The sequence below is a fragment of the Streptomyces corynorhini genome (assembly GCF_003346515.1).
GTDB lineage: Bacteria > Actinomycetota > Actinomycetes > Streptomycetales > Streptomycetaceae > Streptomyces > Streptomyces corynorhini.
The window spans coordinates 1-16,283 of the sequence record NZ_QQNA01000095.1 but is presented as its reverse complement, the minus strand read 5'-3'; the positions used below and the strand labels follow the sequence as shown (position 1 = coordinate 16,283).

The following is a 16,283-nucleotide window of genomic DNA, read 5'->3' as shown; positions in this document are numbered from 1 at the left end:
TGACGTTCCTCTCCCGGCCGGAACACCGAACCACTGACGGCTCTCCGGCCGGGAGAGGAACGTCAGGATCATGACGGGCAGCAGCAGTTGGCTGAGGCCCAGATACGAACCGGCGGCGAGATTGAGCAGGCTGCTGACGATCAGCCAGATCTGCAGGGCGGCCAGACCGCCCCAGACCCGCCTGCCGCGCCGGGGAACGCGCCACGCGAGCAGCCATGACACCACCCCCGGCAGGGCCGCGTACAGCGCGATGCCCACGAGCCCCGCGGACATCACGCCGCCGGTCACAGCCCCGGCGATCACCCCGAATCCGCCCACGCAGGTGAGCGCGAACAGTACGTGCAGCAGAACCCGCGCCGCCCTGAGCGGTGTCGGCAGCGGAGGGCGTTCGCCCCTGGAAGGCACCCGGATGCCGGTGTGCGCCGTGCCGCCGGTAGGCATGTGGAGACCGAGCCCGGACAAGTGCCTCACCCAACGTTCCTGGTCTGCGACTGAGTTGATCAGCGCACACACGACACAGGCGCGTGGGGCGGCGACCCGGCTTCCCGCGTCAAGGCCACCGCACCGCTCTGCCGACCGCTCGTGTCTCTGTGTGTTCCTGCCCTTGGCCTGTATCCCGTGCGCGTCCCCCCGCGATCACCCACGCACTGTAGGGCCCAGTCCGGCTGTCGAGACAGGGCCCGTGGGCCCAATCACAGACCCCTTCAGGGGTCCGATTCCGAACGAAAGCCGGTACGGCAGGGGCCATTTGGGCAACAAGAGCGACAAAGTCGGCTACGAACGAAACGAAGGGGGGCACGCCCCGGCACAGAGGTGCGCCCAGCACAGGGTCACGCCCGGCACAGGGGCGCCCCCCGGCACAACAGAACGGGGCCGGACGCACCCGCGTCCGGCCCCGCCTCGATCACCGGGCCACCCGACAGCCGAGTGGCCGCCGCGTCACCCCACCAGCCGCCGCGTCACCCCACCGGCTGCTGCGTCGCCTCCGCCTCGCCCGTGGGCTCGGCCGGCTCCGCCGCCGCCCGCGCCGCCTCGCGGCGCGTGGCGAGGGCGCTGCCCACGAAGAGCGCGACCAGGGAAGCGAGGATCAGGACGATCACCGCCGCGTGGCCCCAGCGGACCGCGCTGCCCAGCAGGAAGCCGGAGACCCCGAAGTCGGCGTCGGAGAAGGTGGAGTTGGCCAGGCCCACGTCGCCCAGGAACGGCAGGACGAGCAGCGGGAGGAAGGTGATCATCAGGCCGTTGGTCATGGCGCCGAGCACCGCGCCGCGCCGGCCGCCGGTCGCGTTGCCGATGACGCCCGAAGCCGCGCCGGTCATGAAGTGGGCGACGATGCCGGGGATGATGATCGTGCCGCCGACCGCGACGAGGATGCCCATCCCGATCAGACCGCCGACGAAGCTGGCGAGGAAGCCGATCAGGACCGCGTTCGGGGCGAACGTGAAGACGATCGGGACGTCGAGCGCGGGCTTGGCGTTGGGGACGAGCTTCTCGGAGATGCCCTTGAAGGCGGGGATGATCTCGGCGAGGACGACGCGCACACCCGCCAGGATGATGAAGACACCGGCGGAGAACTTACCGGCCTGCATGACCGCCCAGAGCAGGTACCACTGGCCGCCGCTGAGCTTGTCCTCCACGTAACCGGGACCGGCCACCAGCGTCACGAGCAGGTAGATGATGCCCATCGACACGGCGATCACGACGGTGGTGTCGCGCAGGAAGCCGAGGTTCTTGGGGATCTTCAGGTCCTCGGTGGACTTCTTCGTGTCCCCGACGAGCTTGCCGACCAGACCGCTGGTCGCGATGCCGAAGTTGCCGGTGTGGCCGAGCGCCACGTTGTCCTGCTTGGTGACCTTGCGCATCCAGGGCTGCACCAGCGCCGGTGAGACCGTGGTGACCAGGCCCTGGGCGAGGGCGCCCCACAGGATGGCCTGCCAGGTGCTGAAGCCGTTGGCGATGAGGATCACGGCGATCATCGCGGAGAGGTAGAGCGCCACATGGCCGGACATGTAGATGAACTTGAAGCGGGTGAAGCGCGCCAGCAGTACGTTGACGACCATCCCGAAGAAGAAGATCAGCGCGGCCTGCGAACCGTAGTCCGTCAGCACCTTGCCGACGATCGCCTCGTTGTTCGGTACGACGCCCTGCACACCGAAGGCGTGCTGGAACATGTCGCCGAACGGCGTCAGCGCGTCGGAGACGACTCCCGCGCCCGCCGCCAGCACCAGGAAGCCGACGAACGCCTTGATCGTCCCCTTGAGCGTGTCGGAGAGGGACTTGCGCTGGAGTACGAGCCCCAGCAGCGCGATCAGTCCGATGATCACGGATGGCTCGCGGAAGATGTCCACGAAGGTGTTCAGAACGCTGTTCACGGGATACGCCTCTCTGCGGGCACGACGGCGCGAATGCGCGGTGCGTGTGTCTACGGGCACGACTGCGGGCAGGACGTCGGCGGGCAGGGGGATCCGCGGTCCCGCCGGCGTCGCGGTCGGCCTCGTACCGCTAGCGCCGGGAAGGGCGCGGGCGGTGTGGAGAGGGTCGGACGCCGGGGCGGGTCAGGACGTTCCTTGAGGGTGGTGCGGGGTGAAGGGGGGTAATAAGCGGGGGTTGGCGAGCGCTCCTCGCGCCGGGCACGGGATCAGAGCGCTCCGTGCCGTACGGCCGCGGCCTTGACGGCCTCGCGCAGCTCGTCCTTGTCGATGATGCTGTTCAGGACGACGACGTCACCGAGTCCGGCCGTCGCCTCCTCCAGGTCCTTGGCGACGAAGAAGACGTCGGCGCTCTCCGGACCGGCCGAGCTGATGTCGCAGTGCTCCACCGTGACATCGGGGAGCTGTAGCTCACGCACGATGTCCTCGATGTTCATCCGCACCATGAAACTGCTGCCGAGTCCGGTGCTGCACATGGCCAGGAACTTCATCGGTCCTCCTCGAATCGAGTGATCAACTTGGTGACATCGGCCGCGGAGGTCGCGGCGCGCAGGGCCTCGCGGGTCTCCGTGTCCGACAGAATGCGGGCGAGTGAGGACATCGCCTGGGTGTGCGCGGTGGCGTCGACCGCCGCGAAGCAGAAGTAGAGGTCGACGGCGTGCTCCGGCCGGTCGAGCAGGGGCGCGGGGCCGTCGGTGAGCCGCAGCATCGAGATGGCCGTACGGACGGCGCCGCTCTCGGGGCGGGCGTGGGCGAGCGCGATCCCGTAACCGAGGTCGATGTACGTACCGCCGGCGGCGATCGAGTCGATCATCGCGTCGACGTAGCCGGGGGTGATGTCACCGGCCGCGAGGAGCGGTTCCGCGACCTGGGTCACGGCCTGCCGCCAGGTCAGGCTGTCGCTGGAGAAACGTATCTTCTCCTCGGTCAGCAGTTCGCTGAGCATGTGATCTCCATACAGGGGGGGGAGGGGCAGGGGGAGAGTGAGAGGCGGGGAGGGTGGATCCGAGGCCGACCGGCAGACCGACCGGCAGACCGACGGGCCGACCGGACGACCGACCCGCCCGCTACTCGGCGTCCGCGATGATGTCGAAGGACAGCTCCGCCGTCTCCGGCAGGAACTTCGACGTCCCGTGGATCACCGGTTTTCGGTTGAGGTCGAACACCCTCGATGTCGCCAGCAGCAGTGGTGATCCCCCCTCGACCCCCAGCAGCTCCGCTTCCCGCCGGTCGCACTCGTGCAGCCCGACGACGATCTCGTTCCGCGCGAGCAGCACATCGTGGTGCGCCCGCAGGTAGGCGTAGAGGGAGGTGGAGGAGAAGTCCGCGGTCAGAACGTCCTCGAACCGCTCCTCCTCCACGTACGACTCGGCGAGGTGGTGCACCGCGCCGTTCACCCGGCGCAGCCGCTCCAGCCGGACGACGGAGGCGGCCGGGCTGAGGTCGAGCGCGGCGCCGAGCCGGGTGCCCGCCCGCATCCGCTTCTGGATCAGCACCTCGGAGGTGACGGTGTGCCCCTGCCGGCTCATCTGGGTGAAGAAGCCGGTGACCTCGCTGACGAACCGCTCACGGTGCTTCAGCGCGTAACGGGGCCGGGTGACGAAGGTGCCACGGCCGTGCTCGCGGATAAGGTGGCCGTCGTTGACCAGCTCCTCCACCGCGCGGCGCAGTGTGATGCGGCTCACCGCGTACTCCTCGCAGAGCACCGCCTCCGGAGGGAGCTGCCCGCCCACGGGAAGACCGCTCACCCGGCGCAGCAGATGGTCGCGCACCTTGGCGTACTTGTGCTCGGCCATCCGTGGTCTCCTCATCGAGTCCTTGCGTCATCAAGACGTCATAATGACCAGAACCTCAGAAGACGTCAATAGGCAATTTCCGCGTAACACTCCGGACGCCTCAACTGGCTCGGATCGGGGTTTCGGGGATGGGTTACGTTGTCCAAAGTCATCATGACGACATGATCTCTAAGACGACATGATCCCCAAGGAGCTGCCGTGACCGCCGCCATACCGACACAGCCGCCGACACAGCCGCCGGCATCGTCCCCGGCGCCGTCCCCGGCACCGTCCTCCTCACGTACGAGCGGCCGGTCCGTGCTCGGCGCGGCCGACCACCGCGCCATCGCCGTGGCCCGCGCGCTGGCGATGGACGCGGTCGAGTCGGCGGGCTCCGGTCACCCCGGTACGGCGCTGGCGCTCGCGCCCGTCGCGCACCTGCTGTTCCAGCGGCACATCCGGCACGACCCGGCGGACGCGGCGTGGGAGGGGCGCGACCGGTTCGTCCTCTCGTGCGGGCACGCCAGCATCCTCCAGTACACGCAGCTGCACCTCACCGGTTACGGCCTGGAGGTCGACGACCTGCGCCGCTTCCGGCAGCTCGGCTCTCTGACGCCGGGTCACCCCGAACTCGGGCACACCACGGGCGTCGAGATGACGACCGGGCCGCTGGGGCAGGGCGTGGCCACCGCCGTCGGCATGGCCATGGCGCTGAAGCGGGACGAGGGCCGCTTCACGGGCGGCGTCGACGCCCACGACGGCAGCTCCGCCGGGTCCGCCGTACCCGCGCGCACGGTCTGGGTCGTCTGCTCCGACGGCGACCTCCAGGAGGGCATCTCGTACGAGGCCGGGGCGCTCGCCGGGCGGCACGGCCTGGACAACCTCGTCGTCGTCTGGGACGACAACAGCATCCAGATCGAGGGGTCCACCGATCTGACGACGCGTGAGGACACGGCCGCGCGGTTCACCGCGCAGGGCTGGTTCGTCCGGACCGTGGGGCTCGGCGCCGACGGCGACATCGACACCGACGCCCTCGACGCGGCGCTGTCCGCCGCCCGCGCGCACGAGGGCAGGCCCAGCCTGATCGTGCTGAAGTCGCAGATCGCCTGGCCCGCGCCGAACGCCGTCAACACCCCCGCCTCGCACGGCGCGCCGCTGGGCGCGGCCGAAGTCGCCGCCACCAAGGCGCTGTTGGGCGTGGCGGAGGAGCCGTTCACCGTACCGGCCGATGTTCTGGCGCACACCCGGGCCGCGCTGGGCCGGGGCGCCGAGCTGCACCGGGCCTGGGACGAGGCGCTGGCCGAGTGGGCCGCCGCGCACCCCGCCCGCGCCGCCGCGCGCGAGCGGGCGATCCGCCCGGTCGACGCGGCCGAGGCCGCCGCCGCGCTGCCGGTCTTCGAGCCGGGCGCCGAGATCGCGCCGCGCGACGCGTCGGGCCAGGTCATCCAGGCGCTGGCCGAAGCGCTGCCGCGGCTGTGGGGCGGCAGCGCCGACCTGGGCGACTCGAACCGTACGACGATCAAGAACGGCGGCTCCTTCCTCCCCGCGGCCGAGGCGGGGCTCTCCGGCCGCAACATCCACTGGGGGGTACGGGAGCACGCGATGGCCGCCGCGCTGAACGGCATCGCCATCGTCGGCTACGACACCCCCTTCGCCGGTACGTTCCTGGTCTTCAGCGACTACGAGCGGCCCTCGCTGCGGCTCGCGTCCCTGATGGGGCTGCCCGTCGTGCACGTCTGGTCGCACGACTCGGTGGCGCTGGGCGCGGACGGCCCGACGCACCAGCCGGTGGAACACCTCGCGTCGCTGCGCGCGATGCCGGGGCTGTCGGTGGTCCGCCCGGCCGACGCGGCCGAGACCGCCGCCGCGTGGCTGAGCGCGCTGGCGCGCGCGGGCGCGGGGCCGTCCGCCGCCCACCGTGCCGGCCCGGTCGGGCTGGTGCTGGCGCGTCAGGCGCTGCCGGTGCTGCCGACCGCGACGGAGGCGGTGCGCGACGGCGTGGCCCGTGGGGCGTACGTGGTGGCGGGGGCCGGTGAGACGGCCGACGTCATCCTGCTGGCGAGCGGCAGCGAGGTGGCGCTCGCGCTGACCGGGCGCGCGGTGCTCGCGGAGCGCGGGATCGCGGCGCGGGTCGTCTCCGTACCGTGCAAGGACTGGTTCGCCGAGCAGGACGCGGCCTATCGCGACGCGGTGCTGCCGCCGTCCGTCCGGGCGCGCGTGGTGGTCGAGGCGGCGTCGGCCTTCGGCTGGCACGATCTGATCGGTGACGCGGGGCGCGCGGTGACGATCGACGGGTTCGGCCTCTCGGCCTCGGCGTCCGACGCGATGACGGCCATGGGCATGACCACGGACGCGGTGGTCGCCGCGGCGCTGGAGTCGCTCGACGTCGCGGGCACTGCGGGCACTGCGGGCACTGCGGGCACTGCGGCGGGCACCGCCGCGGGCTCCCGGTGAGCGCCTCCCTCGATGTGGGGCTCGTCGTCTTCGACTGCGACGGCGTGCTGGTGGACACCGAGCGGATCGGCCCGGCCGTCGTCGCGGAGATGGCGACCGAGGCCGGCTGGCCGCTGACGGCGGACGAGGTGCGGGAACGGTTCCTCGGCCGCCCCGAGTCGTACCTCTATACGGAGATACGGGCCCACGCCACCGCCCCCGTCGGCCCCGACTGGCTCGACGCCTACCGGGTCCGCGTGCGCGACGCGTTCACCGCCCGCCCGCACACCATGCCCGGGGTGCGGGAGCTGCTGGACGCGCTCGACGGCGGCGCGGTCCCGTACTGCGTCGCCTCCAGTGGAGGGCACGAACGCATCGAGCACTCCCTGACGGTCACCGGCCTGTGGGCGCGCTTCACCGGCCGCGTCTTCAGCGCCGACGACGTCGAGCACGGCAAACCCGCGCCCGACCTGTTCCTGCACGCCGCCCGTACCCTGGGCGTCCCGGCGGACCGCTGCCTCGTCATAGAGGACAGCCCCGCCGGGGTCGCCGCCGCCCGCGCGGCGGGCATGCCGGTCATCGGCTACGCGGGCGGCCCCACCCCCCGGACGGCGCTGGCCGACGCCGACCACGGTGTGATCGAGGACTTCGCCGACATCCACCCCCGGCTCGGAGTTCCACTGCCCTGACATCGGCTCACGGCCCGGGGGGAACGGCCCCGTGGTGTCGCGCTCCCCGGCGGCATCACCGCACCATAGGAGGAACGGTCGTCCCCGGGCGCCGAGGGCGTGTCCTCGACCACGCGCCGTGGATGTGTCCTCACCACGCGCCGTGGATGTGTCCTCACCACGCGCCGAGGACGCGTCTCCAAAGGAGCGGGGGCCGGGCCATCCGGCGGGGCCGGGCCGTTTGACAAGATCGGTCAGGAGAATCCGTTCATCGAGGGACCGGGGGCAGTCGTGACGGTCGGAACCGGCGGCAGCGGCGGGAGCGGCACCAGCGGCGCTTCCGGCACGGGCGGGCAGGGCGGGACCGGCGGGCGGGGAGCGCCCGAGGACTTCCTGGAGGGGTACGCCCCGATCCTCATGGCGGCCTCGCTGACCGGCCGCAGGCTCACGCGCGCGGAGCTGCTCTCCCGGCGGGCGCTGGGCGAGCAGGCCGCCGAGGCCGGGTTCCAGCTGCGTGCGCTGGTCGGCGCACACCTCGCCGCCGCCCGCGTCCACTGGCCCGACACCGGGTCCCCGGAGAGCGTGCTCGCCGCCGTCGAGCAGGCCGTCGACGCGTTCGCCGAGGGATACGAACGGGCGCAGCGGCTCGCCGTACGGCAGGAGACGGCGGCGCGCCGCGAGTTCATCGACGACCTGCTGTACGGGCGCAGCGACCTGGGTCGGCTGGCGGAGCGCGCCGAACGGTTCGGGCTGCGCCTGTCGTACGAGCACGCCGTGGCGGTCGCCGAGGGGTTCGTCGCGTACGACGAGGAGGACGCGGTGCCGCGCGCCGTGGAGCAGGCGCTGCTCGGCCGGTTCGGCGACCGCAGCGTGCTGCTCACCACCAAGGCGGGCCGGATGGTGTGCATAGCCCCCGGCGACCAGGGTGAGATGCTCACCTACTTCGCCAAGCAGGCGTTCGCGGCCACGGACGGCGGCCGGGTGGCGGTCGGCCGCCCGCAGCCGGGCGTGGGCGGGGTGGTGCAGTCGTACGAGGAGGCGCTGAACGTACTCGACCTGGCCGAACGGCTCGACATGGGCGAACCGCTCCTGCGCGCGGCCGATCTGCTGGTCTATCCGGTGCTGACCCGGGACCGGCACGCCATGACGGAGCTGGTCGTGGGGACGCTCGGCCCGCTGGAGGCGGCGCGCGGCGGGGCCCAGCCGCTGATCGACACGCTCACGACGTACTTCGACGCGGGGTGCGTGGCGGCCGAGGCGGCGCGGCGCCTGTCGCTGAGCGTGCGGGCCCTGACGTACCGCCTGGAGCGGATCCACAAACTCACCGGCGCCGACCCCGCCGATCCCACGCATCGCTACACGTTGCAGACGGCCGTGATCGGGGCCAGGCTGATGGGCTGGCCGGAAACGTCGCCTTGACCCCGGGCCGACCGAGCGCCGCCCGTCCGGCCCCGGCCGGTGTCAGTCGGCATCAAGAACGCGTTAAGACTGCCGGAACACGGCAGTGCCGAATGTCAGTACGGGATGTCACTATGGAGTCCTGACCGAGGAAACTGCGGCAGAGGGGGAGGTGGATCCGATGACCTTGTTTCTGGGAATCGGCATCGCGGGGATTGTTCTGCTCGTCCTTTCACTGATTTTCGACGGGGTGCTCGAAGGACTCTTCGACGGAGTCAGCGCGCTCGACGGGATCTTCGACGGCCTTCTGTCGCTGCCGGTGATCGCCGGTTTCCTGTCGATGTTCGGCTTCGGCGGCGCGATAGTCCTCGGCACCACGAATCTCGGTACCGTACCGGCCACCGCCGCGGGGGTGGCGGCAGGTGTCGGTGCCGGTTGGCTGACCTGGAAGTTCAGCAAAGCACTGATGCGTGACCAGACGTCCGTGACGCCGAGCGGCAGCCACTTGGTGGGCAGCTCGGGGACGGTGGTCACGGCGATTCCGGCCACGGGGTACGGAGAGGTGCTGCTGCGGCTCGGCGGTCAGCCGATGAAGTTCTCCGCGAAGAGCGCACAGCCGGTGGCGTACGGCACGGAGGTCTGGGTCGAGGAGACCCTGTCGTCCAGCTCCGTCTCGGTACGCCCCGTCGAGCGCTGACCGGAGCCCTTCGCGAGCAGACGCTCGACACGCATGCCGCGCGGGAGGCCCCGCGCGGCACCGTACACAACTGCCATCCCGCGGGAGGCAAGGGAGAGAGCCATGAGTCCAGTCGTCATCGCAGTGCTGGGGGTCGTCGTACTCGTCGTCCTGCTGGCTCTTGTCGTCGTCACGCGCTACAAGGTCGCCGGGCCCAGCGAGGCGTTCATCGTCACCGGTCGGCGCGGCAAGAAGTCAACCGATCCGGACACCGGCCGGATCTCCGTCGACAACAGCGGCCAGAAGGTCGTCGTCGGCGGCGGCGTCTTCGTCGTCCCGTTCGTCCAGCAGAAGTTCACCCTGGACCTGTCCAGCCGGCACATCCCGATCGCCGTACGCGGCGCGGTCACCCTGCGCGGTGTGAAGGCCAACCTCGAAGGCGTGGCGATCGTCAAGGTCGGTGGCACGGACGACTCGATCCGGGCCGCGGCCCAGCGCTTCCTCCAGCAGCAGGGCGGCATCGTCGGCTTCACCCAGGAAGTGCTGTCGGGCGCGCTGCGCTCCATCGTCGGCCGGATGTCGGTCGAGGACATCATCCGTGACCGGGCCGCGTTCGCAGGACAGGTCGCGGAGGAGGCCGAGGCCAGCCTCTCCGGCCAGGGCCTGGTGCTCGACGCCTTCCAGATCCAGGACATCACCACCGAGGGCTCGTATCTGGAGGACCTCGGCCGTCCCGAGGCAGCGCGGGCCAAGCAGGAGGCCGACATCGCCGAGGCGGTCTCCCGGCGCGCCGCCGAGCAGGCGCGGCTGAAGGCCGAGGAAGAGATCGCGATCGCCCAGCGGACCTTCCAGCTGAAGCAGGCCGAGATCAAGGCCGAGACGGACGAGGCGTCGGCGCGTGCCGCCGCCGCCGGTCCGCTGGCGCAGGCCGCCCGTGAGCAGGACGTGCTCATGGAGCGCGAGAAGGTCGCCGAGCGCCAGGCCGCGCTGACCGACCGCGAGCTGGACACGAAGGTCCGTAAGCCCGCCGACGCCGCGCGCTACCAGGCCGAGCAGGAGGCCGAGGCCCGCAGGGTCGCCCTGGTCAAGCAGGCCGAGGCCGACGCCGAGCGCTCCCGCCTCACCGGTGAGGGCGAGAAGGCGCACCGCGCCGCGCTCGCCGCCGCCGTGCAGATCGAGGGTGAGGCGGAAGCCGCCGCGATCGGTGCCAAGGGCGCCGCCGAGGCCGAGGCCATGCACAAGAAGGCGGACGCGTTCGCGCGGTACGGCGACGCGGCTGTCCTCCAGATGCTCGTCGAGGTGCTGCCGTCCGTCGTGGCGAAGGCGTCCGAGCCGCTGAGCGCCATCGACAAGATGACGGTGATCTCGACGGACGGCGCCAGCCAGCTGTCCCGTACCGTCGCGGACAACGTGGCGCAGGGCGTCGAACTGCTCAGCTCCACCACGGGAGTCGACCTCGCGGAGCTGCTCAAGGGCATCACCGCGGGCAAGGGCACGGCGCTGATCCCGTCGGCCTCCGCCCCGGCGGCGACCGAGACCAACGGCGCCTCGGACGCGGGCGTCAAGGGCACCGGCGGCTCGGCCAACAACGGCCGGGTCGAGGTGACGGACTGACGCGCGGTACGCGCGCACAACGGTAGGGCCCGGTCGGCGGAAAGCCGACCGGGCCCTTCGCGTGCCGGGTCCTACGCGCGTCGGGCCCTACGTGTGCCGGGCCCTACGCGCGTCGGGCCCTACGCGCGTCGGGCCCTTCGCGTGCCGGGTCCTACGTGTGCCGGACAGGGCGATGGCCCGGCAGAAGGACATCCGCCGGGCCATCACCCACCTGCTCTGCACGTACAGTCACCTCGCGGGCTTCCCCGCTCGAAAACTCTGTACGCCGCGCTCATCGCTTGAACGCGTCCTTCACCTTCTCGCCGGCCTGACGAACGTCACCCTTGGCGCGCTCGGCGCGGCCCTCGGCGGTCAGGCGCTCGTTGCCGACGGCGCGGCCGACGTTCTCCTTGATGGCGCCCTTGACCTGGTCGACCTTGGCGGAAGTCTTCTTCTCGGTGCTGTCGCTCATGTCGGCCGCTCTCCTTCTCGCGTCTGGCTCGCATATGGCTCGCGTCTGCTGAATCCCTGACGACAGACCGGGTGCCCGGCGATCCCGTACGCAAACACCGCCCCGCGCCGATACGTCCACCCGGGTGAGATCACCCTCGATCGGTCACGCAGCGCGTTTACATGATCGAGAACAGGTAACACGCTGCGACAAGCGAACGAACGACTCGTCAATTCCGTACGAGACGTCCCCGCCGAGCGGGACACCGAGACGCGAGAGACGAGACGCGAGAGACGAGACACGAAACGCGACGCGAAAGGCGGGACCCATGTCCGTGATCACGCTCGCCATCCTGGGAGCAGCGGTGGCGATCATCACCGCACTGCTGCTCGCCCGGCCGGTGAAGGCAGACAACACCGACGCCCTCCCCCGGAACCGGGGCGGCTCGCACCACCGGCGCCGCCGCCTCCAGAAGCCGCCGGCGCAGCGCGCGCCGCACCACTCGCCCTTCTGACCCGACGCCTCCGGGCCCCGCCCCGGCTCTCAGCGGACGCGCGCGACTCCCACGTAGAAGGAGCTTTGCTCGTCCGCGGGGGCCGGGGTGTCCCGGTACCAGTGCGGGGCCGTCACCAGCCCCGGCTCCACCAGGTCGAGCCCGTCGAAGAAGCGCAGCACCTCGGCGTGGGTGCGCAGCCGCAGCGCGATGCCGCCCTTCCCGTACGTATGGGTGACCCGTCCCACCAGGCTCTGCGGCTGGAAGTCGGCGGTGCCCTGTGAGAAGACCAGCACGCTGCCGGACGGCAGCGCGTCGACCAGGGTCCGGGTGATCCCGTACGGGTCGTCCTCGTCCGCGATGAAGTGCATCAGCGCGATGAGCGAGAGCGCGACGGGGCGGCTGAAGTCCAGGATGCCCCGCGCGTGGTCGAGGATCTCCCCCGGTCGGCGCACATCGGCCTCGATGTAGTCGGTGACGCCCTCCGCCGTGCTGATCAGCAGGGCCTCCGCGTGCCGCAGGACGATCGGGTCGTTGTCGGTGTACACGACCCGGGACGTGGGGGCGATCCCCTGGACGATCTGGTGCAGATTCGGCTCGGTCGGGATGCCCGTACCGATGTCGAGGAACTGGGCGATCCCCTCACGCGCCACCCACGCGACGGCGCGGTGCATGAACTCCCGGTTCAGCCGGGAGTCCCGCCGCGACGCCTCGGGCAGCTGCTTGCCCACCTCCTGGTCGACGACGTAGTTGTCCTTGCCGCCGAGCAGATAGTCGTAGACGCGCGCCGGATGCGGCTTGCTGGTGTCGACCTGGGGCTTGGGGGTGCGTGCCGTCATGAGGAGACTCCGTTGTTCCGTTGTTCCGTCGTGGTGTCCGACGCGAGATGCGACGTGAGATGCGACGTGAGATGCGACGTGAGATGCGACACGGTGGCGCGTTCGGTGTCCGGCACCGCAGGGGGTGCCGCGGCTGATGCCGCCATCACAGTTCCTTACGGAAATCAGCGAGGATCTGCCGGGTCCTGCGCGCGGACTCCGCGTGGGCCACCATGCGGTCCATCGCCTCCACGTGCTCCGAGACCTCCGCCGGGTCGTCGAGATAGAGCGCGCCCGTCAGATACTCGACGTAGACCATGTCGGGCAGTTCGGGAACGGCGAAGCGGAACAGCACGAACGGGCTGTACGTCCCCGGGTGGTGCCCGGCCGCGAACTCGGCGACCTGGAGCGTCACGTTCGGCAGCTCGGTCGCCTCCAGCAGCCGGTCGAGCTGCGCCCGCATCACGGCGGCCGACCCGACCCGGCGGTGCAGGACCGTTTCGTCCAGTACGACCCAGAAGGCCGGAGCCCCTGACCGGGTGAGCAGCGACTGCCGCTCCATCCGCAGGGCGACATGGCGCTCGATGCGCGCGGGGTCGCCGCGGCCCACCTCGCCGTAGGTCAGGACCGCGCGGGCGTAGTCCTCGGTCTGGAGCAGTCCTGGCACGTAGTGCGGTTCGTACCCCCTGATGGTCCTGGCCGCCTCTTCCAAGCTGACGTGCCCGCTGAACCAGTCGGGCAGCACATCGTGGAACCGCTGCCACCAGCCCGGCCTGTTGGCCTCGTCGGCCAGCCGGAGGAAGGTGGTCACCTCGTCCTCGGGAAGGCCGTACGCCCGGAGCAGTATCTCTATGTACGGGATCTTGAAACCGACCTCGGCGGTCTCCATCCGGCGTACGGTGGCGGCGGCTACGTGGAGCAGTCCCGCCGCCTGGTTCCGGTCCATGCCGGTCCGCTCACGGAGCGTCTGAAGCTGTTTGCCCAGGACCAGTTGGCCGATGGTGGGCGCAGGCCGCGGCTCGCTCACTCCTGACCACCGGACACCAGCATGTGGGCAGTTTGCCACAGCGGCGTGACCAGGGACATGGCACTGGATCACGGACGGATTGCGGGATCGTGAGCCGTTGGCAAAGCCCCGTTCCCAGCCGGTGTCACCCGCGGACCAACCGGGTCGTTTACGCCGTGAAGGTGAACCACGGGCGTCCACCGGAGCACCTTCCGATGGCCGGTGAACGACGGCCGCCGGTTAGCATCGGTGCTCTGCCCTACGGTGCCCCCGGCAGTATCGCCGCACCGGCGGGTCGGCTGCCTCGGCGGACGGCCGCTGCGGCCGGCGCCCGACGCCCTACTGAATGCTGGAGTGATCTGGACGTGTCCCGACCGCGTGTGGGTGTGGCCGTGCTGACCATGGGCAACCGGCCCGTCGAGCTGCGGGCCCTGCTGGATTCGGTGGCCAAGCAGCAGGAGTCCGCCACCCGGATCGTGGTGGTCGGCAACGGCGCGCCGCTGCCCGAACTGCCCGAGGGCGTCATCGGCGTGGAGCTGGCGGAGAACCTCGGCGTCTCCGGCGGGCGCAACGTCGCCATGGACAGGCTCCGCGAGGCCGGTGACGTGGACGTACTCGTCAACCTGGACGACGACGGCCTGCTCATCGAGGCCGATGTGATCACCCGCGTCGCCGATCTGTACGAAGCCGATACCCGGCTCGGCATCGTCAGCTTCCGCATCGCCGACGAGACCGGCTTCACCCAGCGGCGGCACGTGCCCCGGCTGCGCGTGGACGATCCGATGCGCGGCGGCGAGGTGACCACGTTCCTCGGCGGCGGGCACGCGCTGTCCATGCGGATGCTGGAGGGGACGGGCGGCTGGCCCGACGCCTTCTTCTTCACGCACGAGGAGACCGACCTCGCGTGGCGCGCGCTGGACGCGGAGTGGCGGATCCTCTACGCGCCCGAGCTGGTCCTGCAGCACCCGAGGACCTCACCGGCCCGGCACGCCGAGTACTACCGTATGACCGCCCGCAACCGGGTGTGGCTGGCCCGCAGGCATCTGCCCGCGCTTCTCGTACCGGCGTACCTCGGTACGTGGATCCTGCTCACGCTGGCGCGCACCCGGTCGGTGAGCGGGCTGAAGGCGTGGTTCGGCGGCTTCTTCGAGGGCGTGAGGACACCGTGCGGAAAGCGGCAGCCGATGCGCTGGCGGACGGTACGGCGGATGACGGCGCTGGGCCGTCCGCCGATCATCTGACCGACCGCGGGCAGGGCCGGGCCGGCCGACTGGCAGGCCCGGCCCTGCACTTGGCACGTGTGCGCGGCACGGCTACGGGAGCAGGCCGTGCGCTTCGGCCTCGAAGAGCTGCTCGGGGTCGAACCCCATCCCGTTGAAGTGACCCGCCAGTTCCAGGGACAGCACGCCGTGCAGCCGGGTCCAGACGGTCAGGGCCCGGTGGAGCACCTGGGGCGGGTCGTGCCGGCCCTCCGCCCATGGCCGGTGGCCTTCGAGCCGCTCGCGCAGGTGTTCCTCCAGCGGCGTGGCGGGACCGTCGGGGGCCGGGGCCACGCAGGCTTCGAGCAGGGCCGCCATGATCTCCGACGCGATCATGGTGATGTCGTCGGGCGCGTGGTAGCCGGGGACGGGCGTCCCGTACACGAGGAAGTACCGCTGCGGGTCCTCCAGCGCCCACCTGCGCAGGGCGCGCGCCGGGGCGAGCACGTCGTCGTCGGGCCGGACGGAGCCCTGGATGGTGTCGGCGAGGCTCCGGTACGCGTCCCTGATCAGCTCGGTGATCAGCTCGTCCCGGCTCGCGAAGTACCGGTAGAGCGCCGGTCCGCTCATGCCCATCAGCTTGGCGATCGCGTTGAGGGAGAGCGCCGACGCCCCCGCTGAGGCGATCTGTTCCCACGCGCGTTCCTTGACCTCGGCGCGCACCTGAGCGCGGTAGCGCTCGCGCGGGGTCTGCGCACTCACTGTTGCTGCCATGACCTGCCTCTCTCCATGTCCTCGCGCCATAACCACCTCACGACACCATCAAGCTCAGTTAGAAGGTATCACCAAGGTGATTGACACTCTCCTCCTGGGGTTATAGCTTGTAGCTAACGCAATAGGGAATAACAACCACGGACACAGTGGAGGCGTCATGAACACCGATGGACTCGTCGAGGTCGTCCTGCCCGGCAAGGTGGAGCCGGAGGGGCTCCAGCTGCGGCACGGCGCGGTCCCCACGCCGGGTCCGGGACAGCTCGTGATCCGGATGGAGGCCACCGGGGTCTCCTTCGCGGAGCAGCAGATGCGCCGCGGCCGGTACTACGACCAGCCCGCCTACCCCTTCGTCCCCGGCTACGACCTGGTCGGCACGGTGGCGGCCACCGGCACCGGCGTCGCCCCTGGCCTGTCCGGCACCCGGGTGGCCGCGCTGGTCAAGGTCGGCGGCTGGGCCAGCCACGTGCTGGTCGACGCGGCGGACGTGGTCCCGGTGCCCGCCGGGATCGGCGCGGCGGAGGCGGAGACCATGGTGGTCAACGGCATCACCGCCTGGCAGATGCTGCACCG

The 16,283-nt window shown here is 71.0% G+C and carries 16 protein-coding genes and 1 pseudogene; 8 read left to right on the top strand and 9 right to left on the bottom strand.

Annotation, left to right across the window (positions count from 1 at the left end):
* From DVH02_RS13590 to DVH02_RS13570, 5 genes and pseudogenes are all read right to left on the bottom strand, one after another.
* Positions 1–441: pseudogene (locus DVH02_RS13590) on the bottom strand (hypothetical protein); the annotation flags it as partial.
* Positions 442–959: 518 nt separating this feature from the next.
* Positions 960–2,372 carry a PTS ascorbate transporter subunit IIC gene (locus tag DVH02_RS13585; protein ID WP_114624057.1) on the bottom strand — a complete coding sequence of 471 codons (1,413 nt, stop codon included), beginning with the start codon at positions 2,370–2,372 and terminating at the stop codon, positions 960–962.
* A 266-nt stretch (positions 2,373–2,638) separates the two neighbouring features.
* A complete protein-coding gene (locus DVH02_RS13580) occupies positions 2,639–2,920 on the bottom strand; it encodes a PTS sugar transporter subunit IIB (RefSeq protein ID WP_114624056.1) in 282 nt (93 codons plus the stop codon).
* Complete coding sequence (locus tag DVH02_RS13575; protein ID WP_114624055.1) at positions 2,917–3,375, bottom strand: PTS sugar transporter subunit IIA; 459 nt, start codon at positions 3,373–3,375, stop codon at positions 2,917–2,919. Before DVH02_RS13575 ends, DVH02_RS13580 begins: the two co-directional genes overlap by 4 nt.
* 121 nt (positions 3,376–3,496) lie before the next feature.
* Positions 3,497–4,225, bottom strand: a complete 729-nt coding sequence (locus tag DVH02_RS13570) for a GntR family transcriptional regulator (RefSeq protein WP_158575882.1) — start codon at positions 4,223–4,225, stop codon at positions 3,497–3,499.
* Between the two features lie 198 nt (positions 4,226–4,423).
* On the opposite strand from DVH02_RS13570, the gene DVH02_RS13565 reads away from it, so the two are divergent.
* The 5 genes from DVH02_RS13565 to DVH02_RS13545 all read left to right on the top strand — a co-directional run bounded on the left by DVH02_RS13565 (position 4,424) and on the right by DVH02_RS13545 (position 10,993).
* Positions 4,424–6,658, top strand: coding sequence for a transketolase family protein (locus tag DVH02_RS13565; protein WP_407697620.1), 2,235 nt, complete (start codon positions 4,424–4,426; stop codon positions 6,656–6,658).
* The gene (locus DVH02_RS13560) at positions 6,655–7,326 is read left to right on the top strand and encodes an HAD family hydrolase (RefSeq protein ID WP_114624053.1); all 672 of its coding nucleotides are present in this window, start codon (positions 6,655–6,657) and stop codon (positions 7,324–7,326) included. Before DVH02_RS13565 ends, DVH02_RS13560 begins: the two co-directional genes overlap by 4 nt.
* A 396-nt stretch (positions 7,327–7,722) precedes the next feature.
* Positions 7,723–8,724 (top strand): PucR family transcriptional regulator, encoded by a 1,002-nt coding sequence (locus DVH02_RS13555; protein ID WP_114624058.1) that lies wholly within the window; start codon positions 7,723–7,725, stop codon positions 8,722–8,724.
* A gap of 160 nt (positions 8,725–8,884) precedes the next feature.
* On the top strand, positions 8,885–9,400 hold the full coding sequence (locus DVH02_RS13550; RefSeq protein WP_114624052.1) for a hypothetical protein: 516 nt from the start codon (positions 8,885–8,887) through the stop codon (positions 9,398–9,400).
* A 102-nt stretch (positions 9,401–9,502) separates the two neighbouring features.
* A complete protein-coding gene (locus DVH02_RS13545; protein ID WP_233518209.1) occupies positions 9,503–10,993 on the top strand; it encodes a flotillin family protein in 1,491 nt (496 codons plus the stop codon).
* A gap of 271 nt (positions 10,994–11,264) precedes the next feature.
* Here DVH02_RS13545 and DVH02_RS13540 read toward each other — a convergent pair whose 3' ends face one another.
* A complete protein-coding gene (locus tag DVH02_RS13540; RefSeq protein WP_114624051.1) occupies positions 11,265–11,444 on the bottom strand; it encodes a CsbD family protein in 180 nt (59 codons plus the stop codon).
* Between the two features lie 307 nt (positions 11,445–11,751).
* Between DVH02_RS13540 and DVH02_RS13535 the strand changes: the two genes are divergently transcribed.
* On the top strand, positions 11,752–11,937 hold the full coding sequence (locus DVH02_RS13535) for a hypothetical protein (protein WP_114624050.1): 186 nt from the start codon (positions 11,752–11,754) through the stop codon (positions 11,935–11,937).
* A 29-nt stretch (positions 11,938–11,966) separates the two neighbouring features.
* Here the strand turns inward: DVH02_RS13535 and DVH02_RS13530 are convergent, their stop codons facing one another.
* A complete protein-coding gene (locus tag DVH02_RS13530; protein WP_114624049.1) occupies positions 11,967–12,755 on the bottom strand; it encodes an SAM-dependent methyltransferase in 789 nt (262 codons plus the stop codon).
* Positions 12,756–12,900: 145 nt separating this feature from the next.
* On the bottom strand, positions 12,901–13,761 hold the full coding sequence (locus DVH02_RS13525; protein ID WP_114624048.1) for a helix-turn-helix domain-containing protein: 861 nt from the start codon (positions 13,759–13,761) through the stop codon (positions 12,901–12,903).
* Positions 13,762–14,141: 380 nt separating this feature from the next.
* Here DVH02_RS13525 and DVH02_RS13520 point away from each other — a divergent pair, with 380 nt between their 5' ends.
* Positions 14,142–14,981 (top strand): glycosyltransferase family 2 protein, encoded by an 840-nt coding sequence (locus DVH02_RS13520; protein ID WP_199566273.1) that lies wholly within the window; start codon positions 14,142–14,144, stop codon positions 14,979–14,981.
* Between the two features lie 72 nt (positions 14,982–15,053).
* Here the strand turns inward: DVH02_RS13520 and DVH02_RS13515 are convergent, their stop codons facing one another.
* A complete protein-coding gene (locus tag DVH02_RS13515) occupies positions 15,054–15,713 on the bottom strand; it encodes a TetR/AcrR family transcriptional regulator (RefSeq protein ID WP_114624046.1) in 660 nt (219 codons plus the stop codon).
* A 157-nt stretch (positions 15,714–15,870) separates the two neighbouring features.
* On the opposite strand from DVH02_RS13515, the gene DVH02_RS13510 reads away from it, so the two are divergent.
* Positions 15,871–16,283: alcohol dehydrogenase catalytic domain-containing protein (locus DVH02_RS13510; RefSeq protein WP_158575881.1), on the top strand; the 413-nt coding region annotated here is incomplete at its 3' end.

Coding starts and splice junctions, on each gene's coding strand:
- DVH02_RS13555 (WP_114624058.1), top strand. CDS start 7,723: ATGGCGGCCTCGCTGACCGGCCGCAGGCTCACGCGCGCGGAGCTGCTC.
- DVH02_RS13540 (WP_114624051.1), bottom strand. CDS start 11,444: ATGAGCGACAGCACCGAGAAGAAGACTTCCGCCAAGGTCGACCAGGTC.
- DVH02_RS13520 (WP_199566273.1), top strand. CDS start 14,142: ATGGGCAACCGGCCCGTCGAGCTGCGGGCCCTGCTGGATTCGGTGGCC.
- DVH02_RS13535 (WP_114624050.1), top strand. CDS start 11,752: ATGTCCGTGATCACGCTCGCCATCCTGGGAGCAGCGGTGGCGATCATC.
- DVH02_RS13580 (WP_114624056.1), bottom strand. CDS start 2,920: ATGAAGTTCCTGGCCATGTGCAGCACCGGACTCGGCAGCAGTTTCATG.
- DVH02_RS13570 (WP_158575882.1), bottom strand. CDS start 4,225: ATGGCCGAGCACAAGTACGCCAAGGTGCGCGACCATCTGCTGCGCCGG.
- DVH02_RS13515 (WP_114624046.1), bottom strand. CDS start 15,713: ATGGCAGCAACAGTGAGTGCGCAGACCCCGCGCGAGCGCTACCGCGCT.
- DVH02_RS13530 (WP_114624049.1), bottom strand. CDS start 12,755: ATGACGGCACGCACCCCCAAGCCCCAGGTCGACACCAGCAAGCCGCAT.
- DVH02_RS13545 (WP_233518209.1), top strand. CDS start 9,503: ATGAGTCCAGTCGTCATCGCAGTGCTGGGGGTCGTCGTACTCGTCGTC.
- DVH02_RS13550 (WP_114624052.1), top strand. CDS start 8,885: ATGACCTTGTTTCTGGGAATCGGCATCGCGGGGATTGTTCTGCTCGTC.
- DVH02_RS13575 (WP_114624055.1), bottom strand. CDS start 3,375: ATGCTCAGCGAACTGCTGACCGAGGAGAAGATACGTTTCTCCAGCGAC.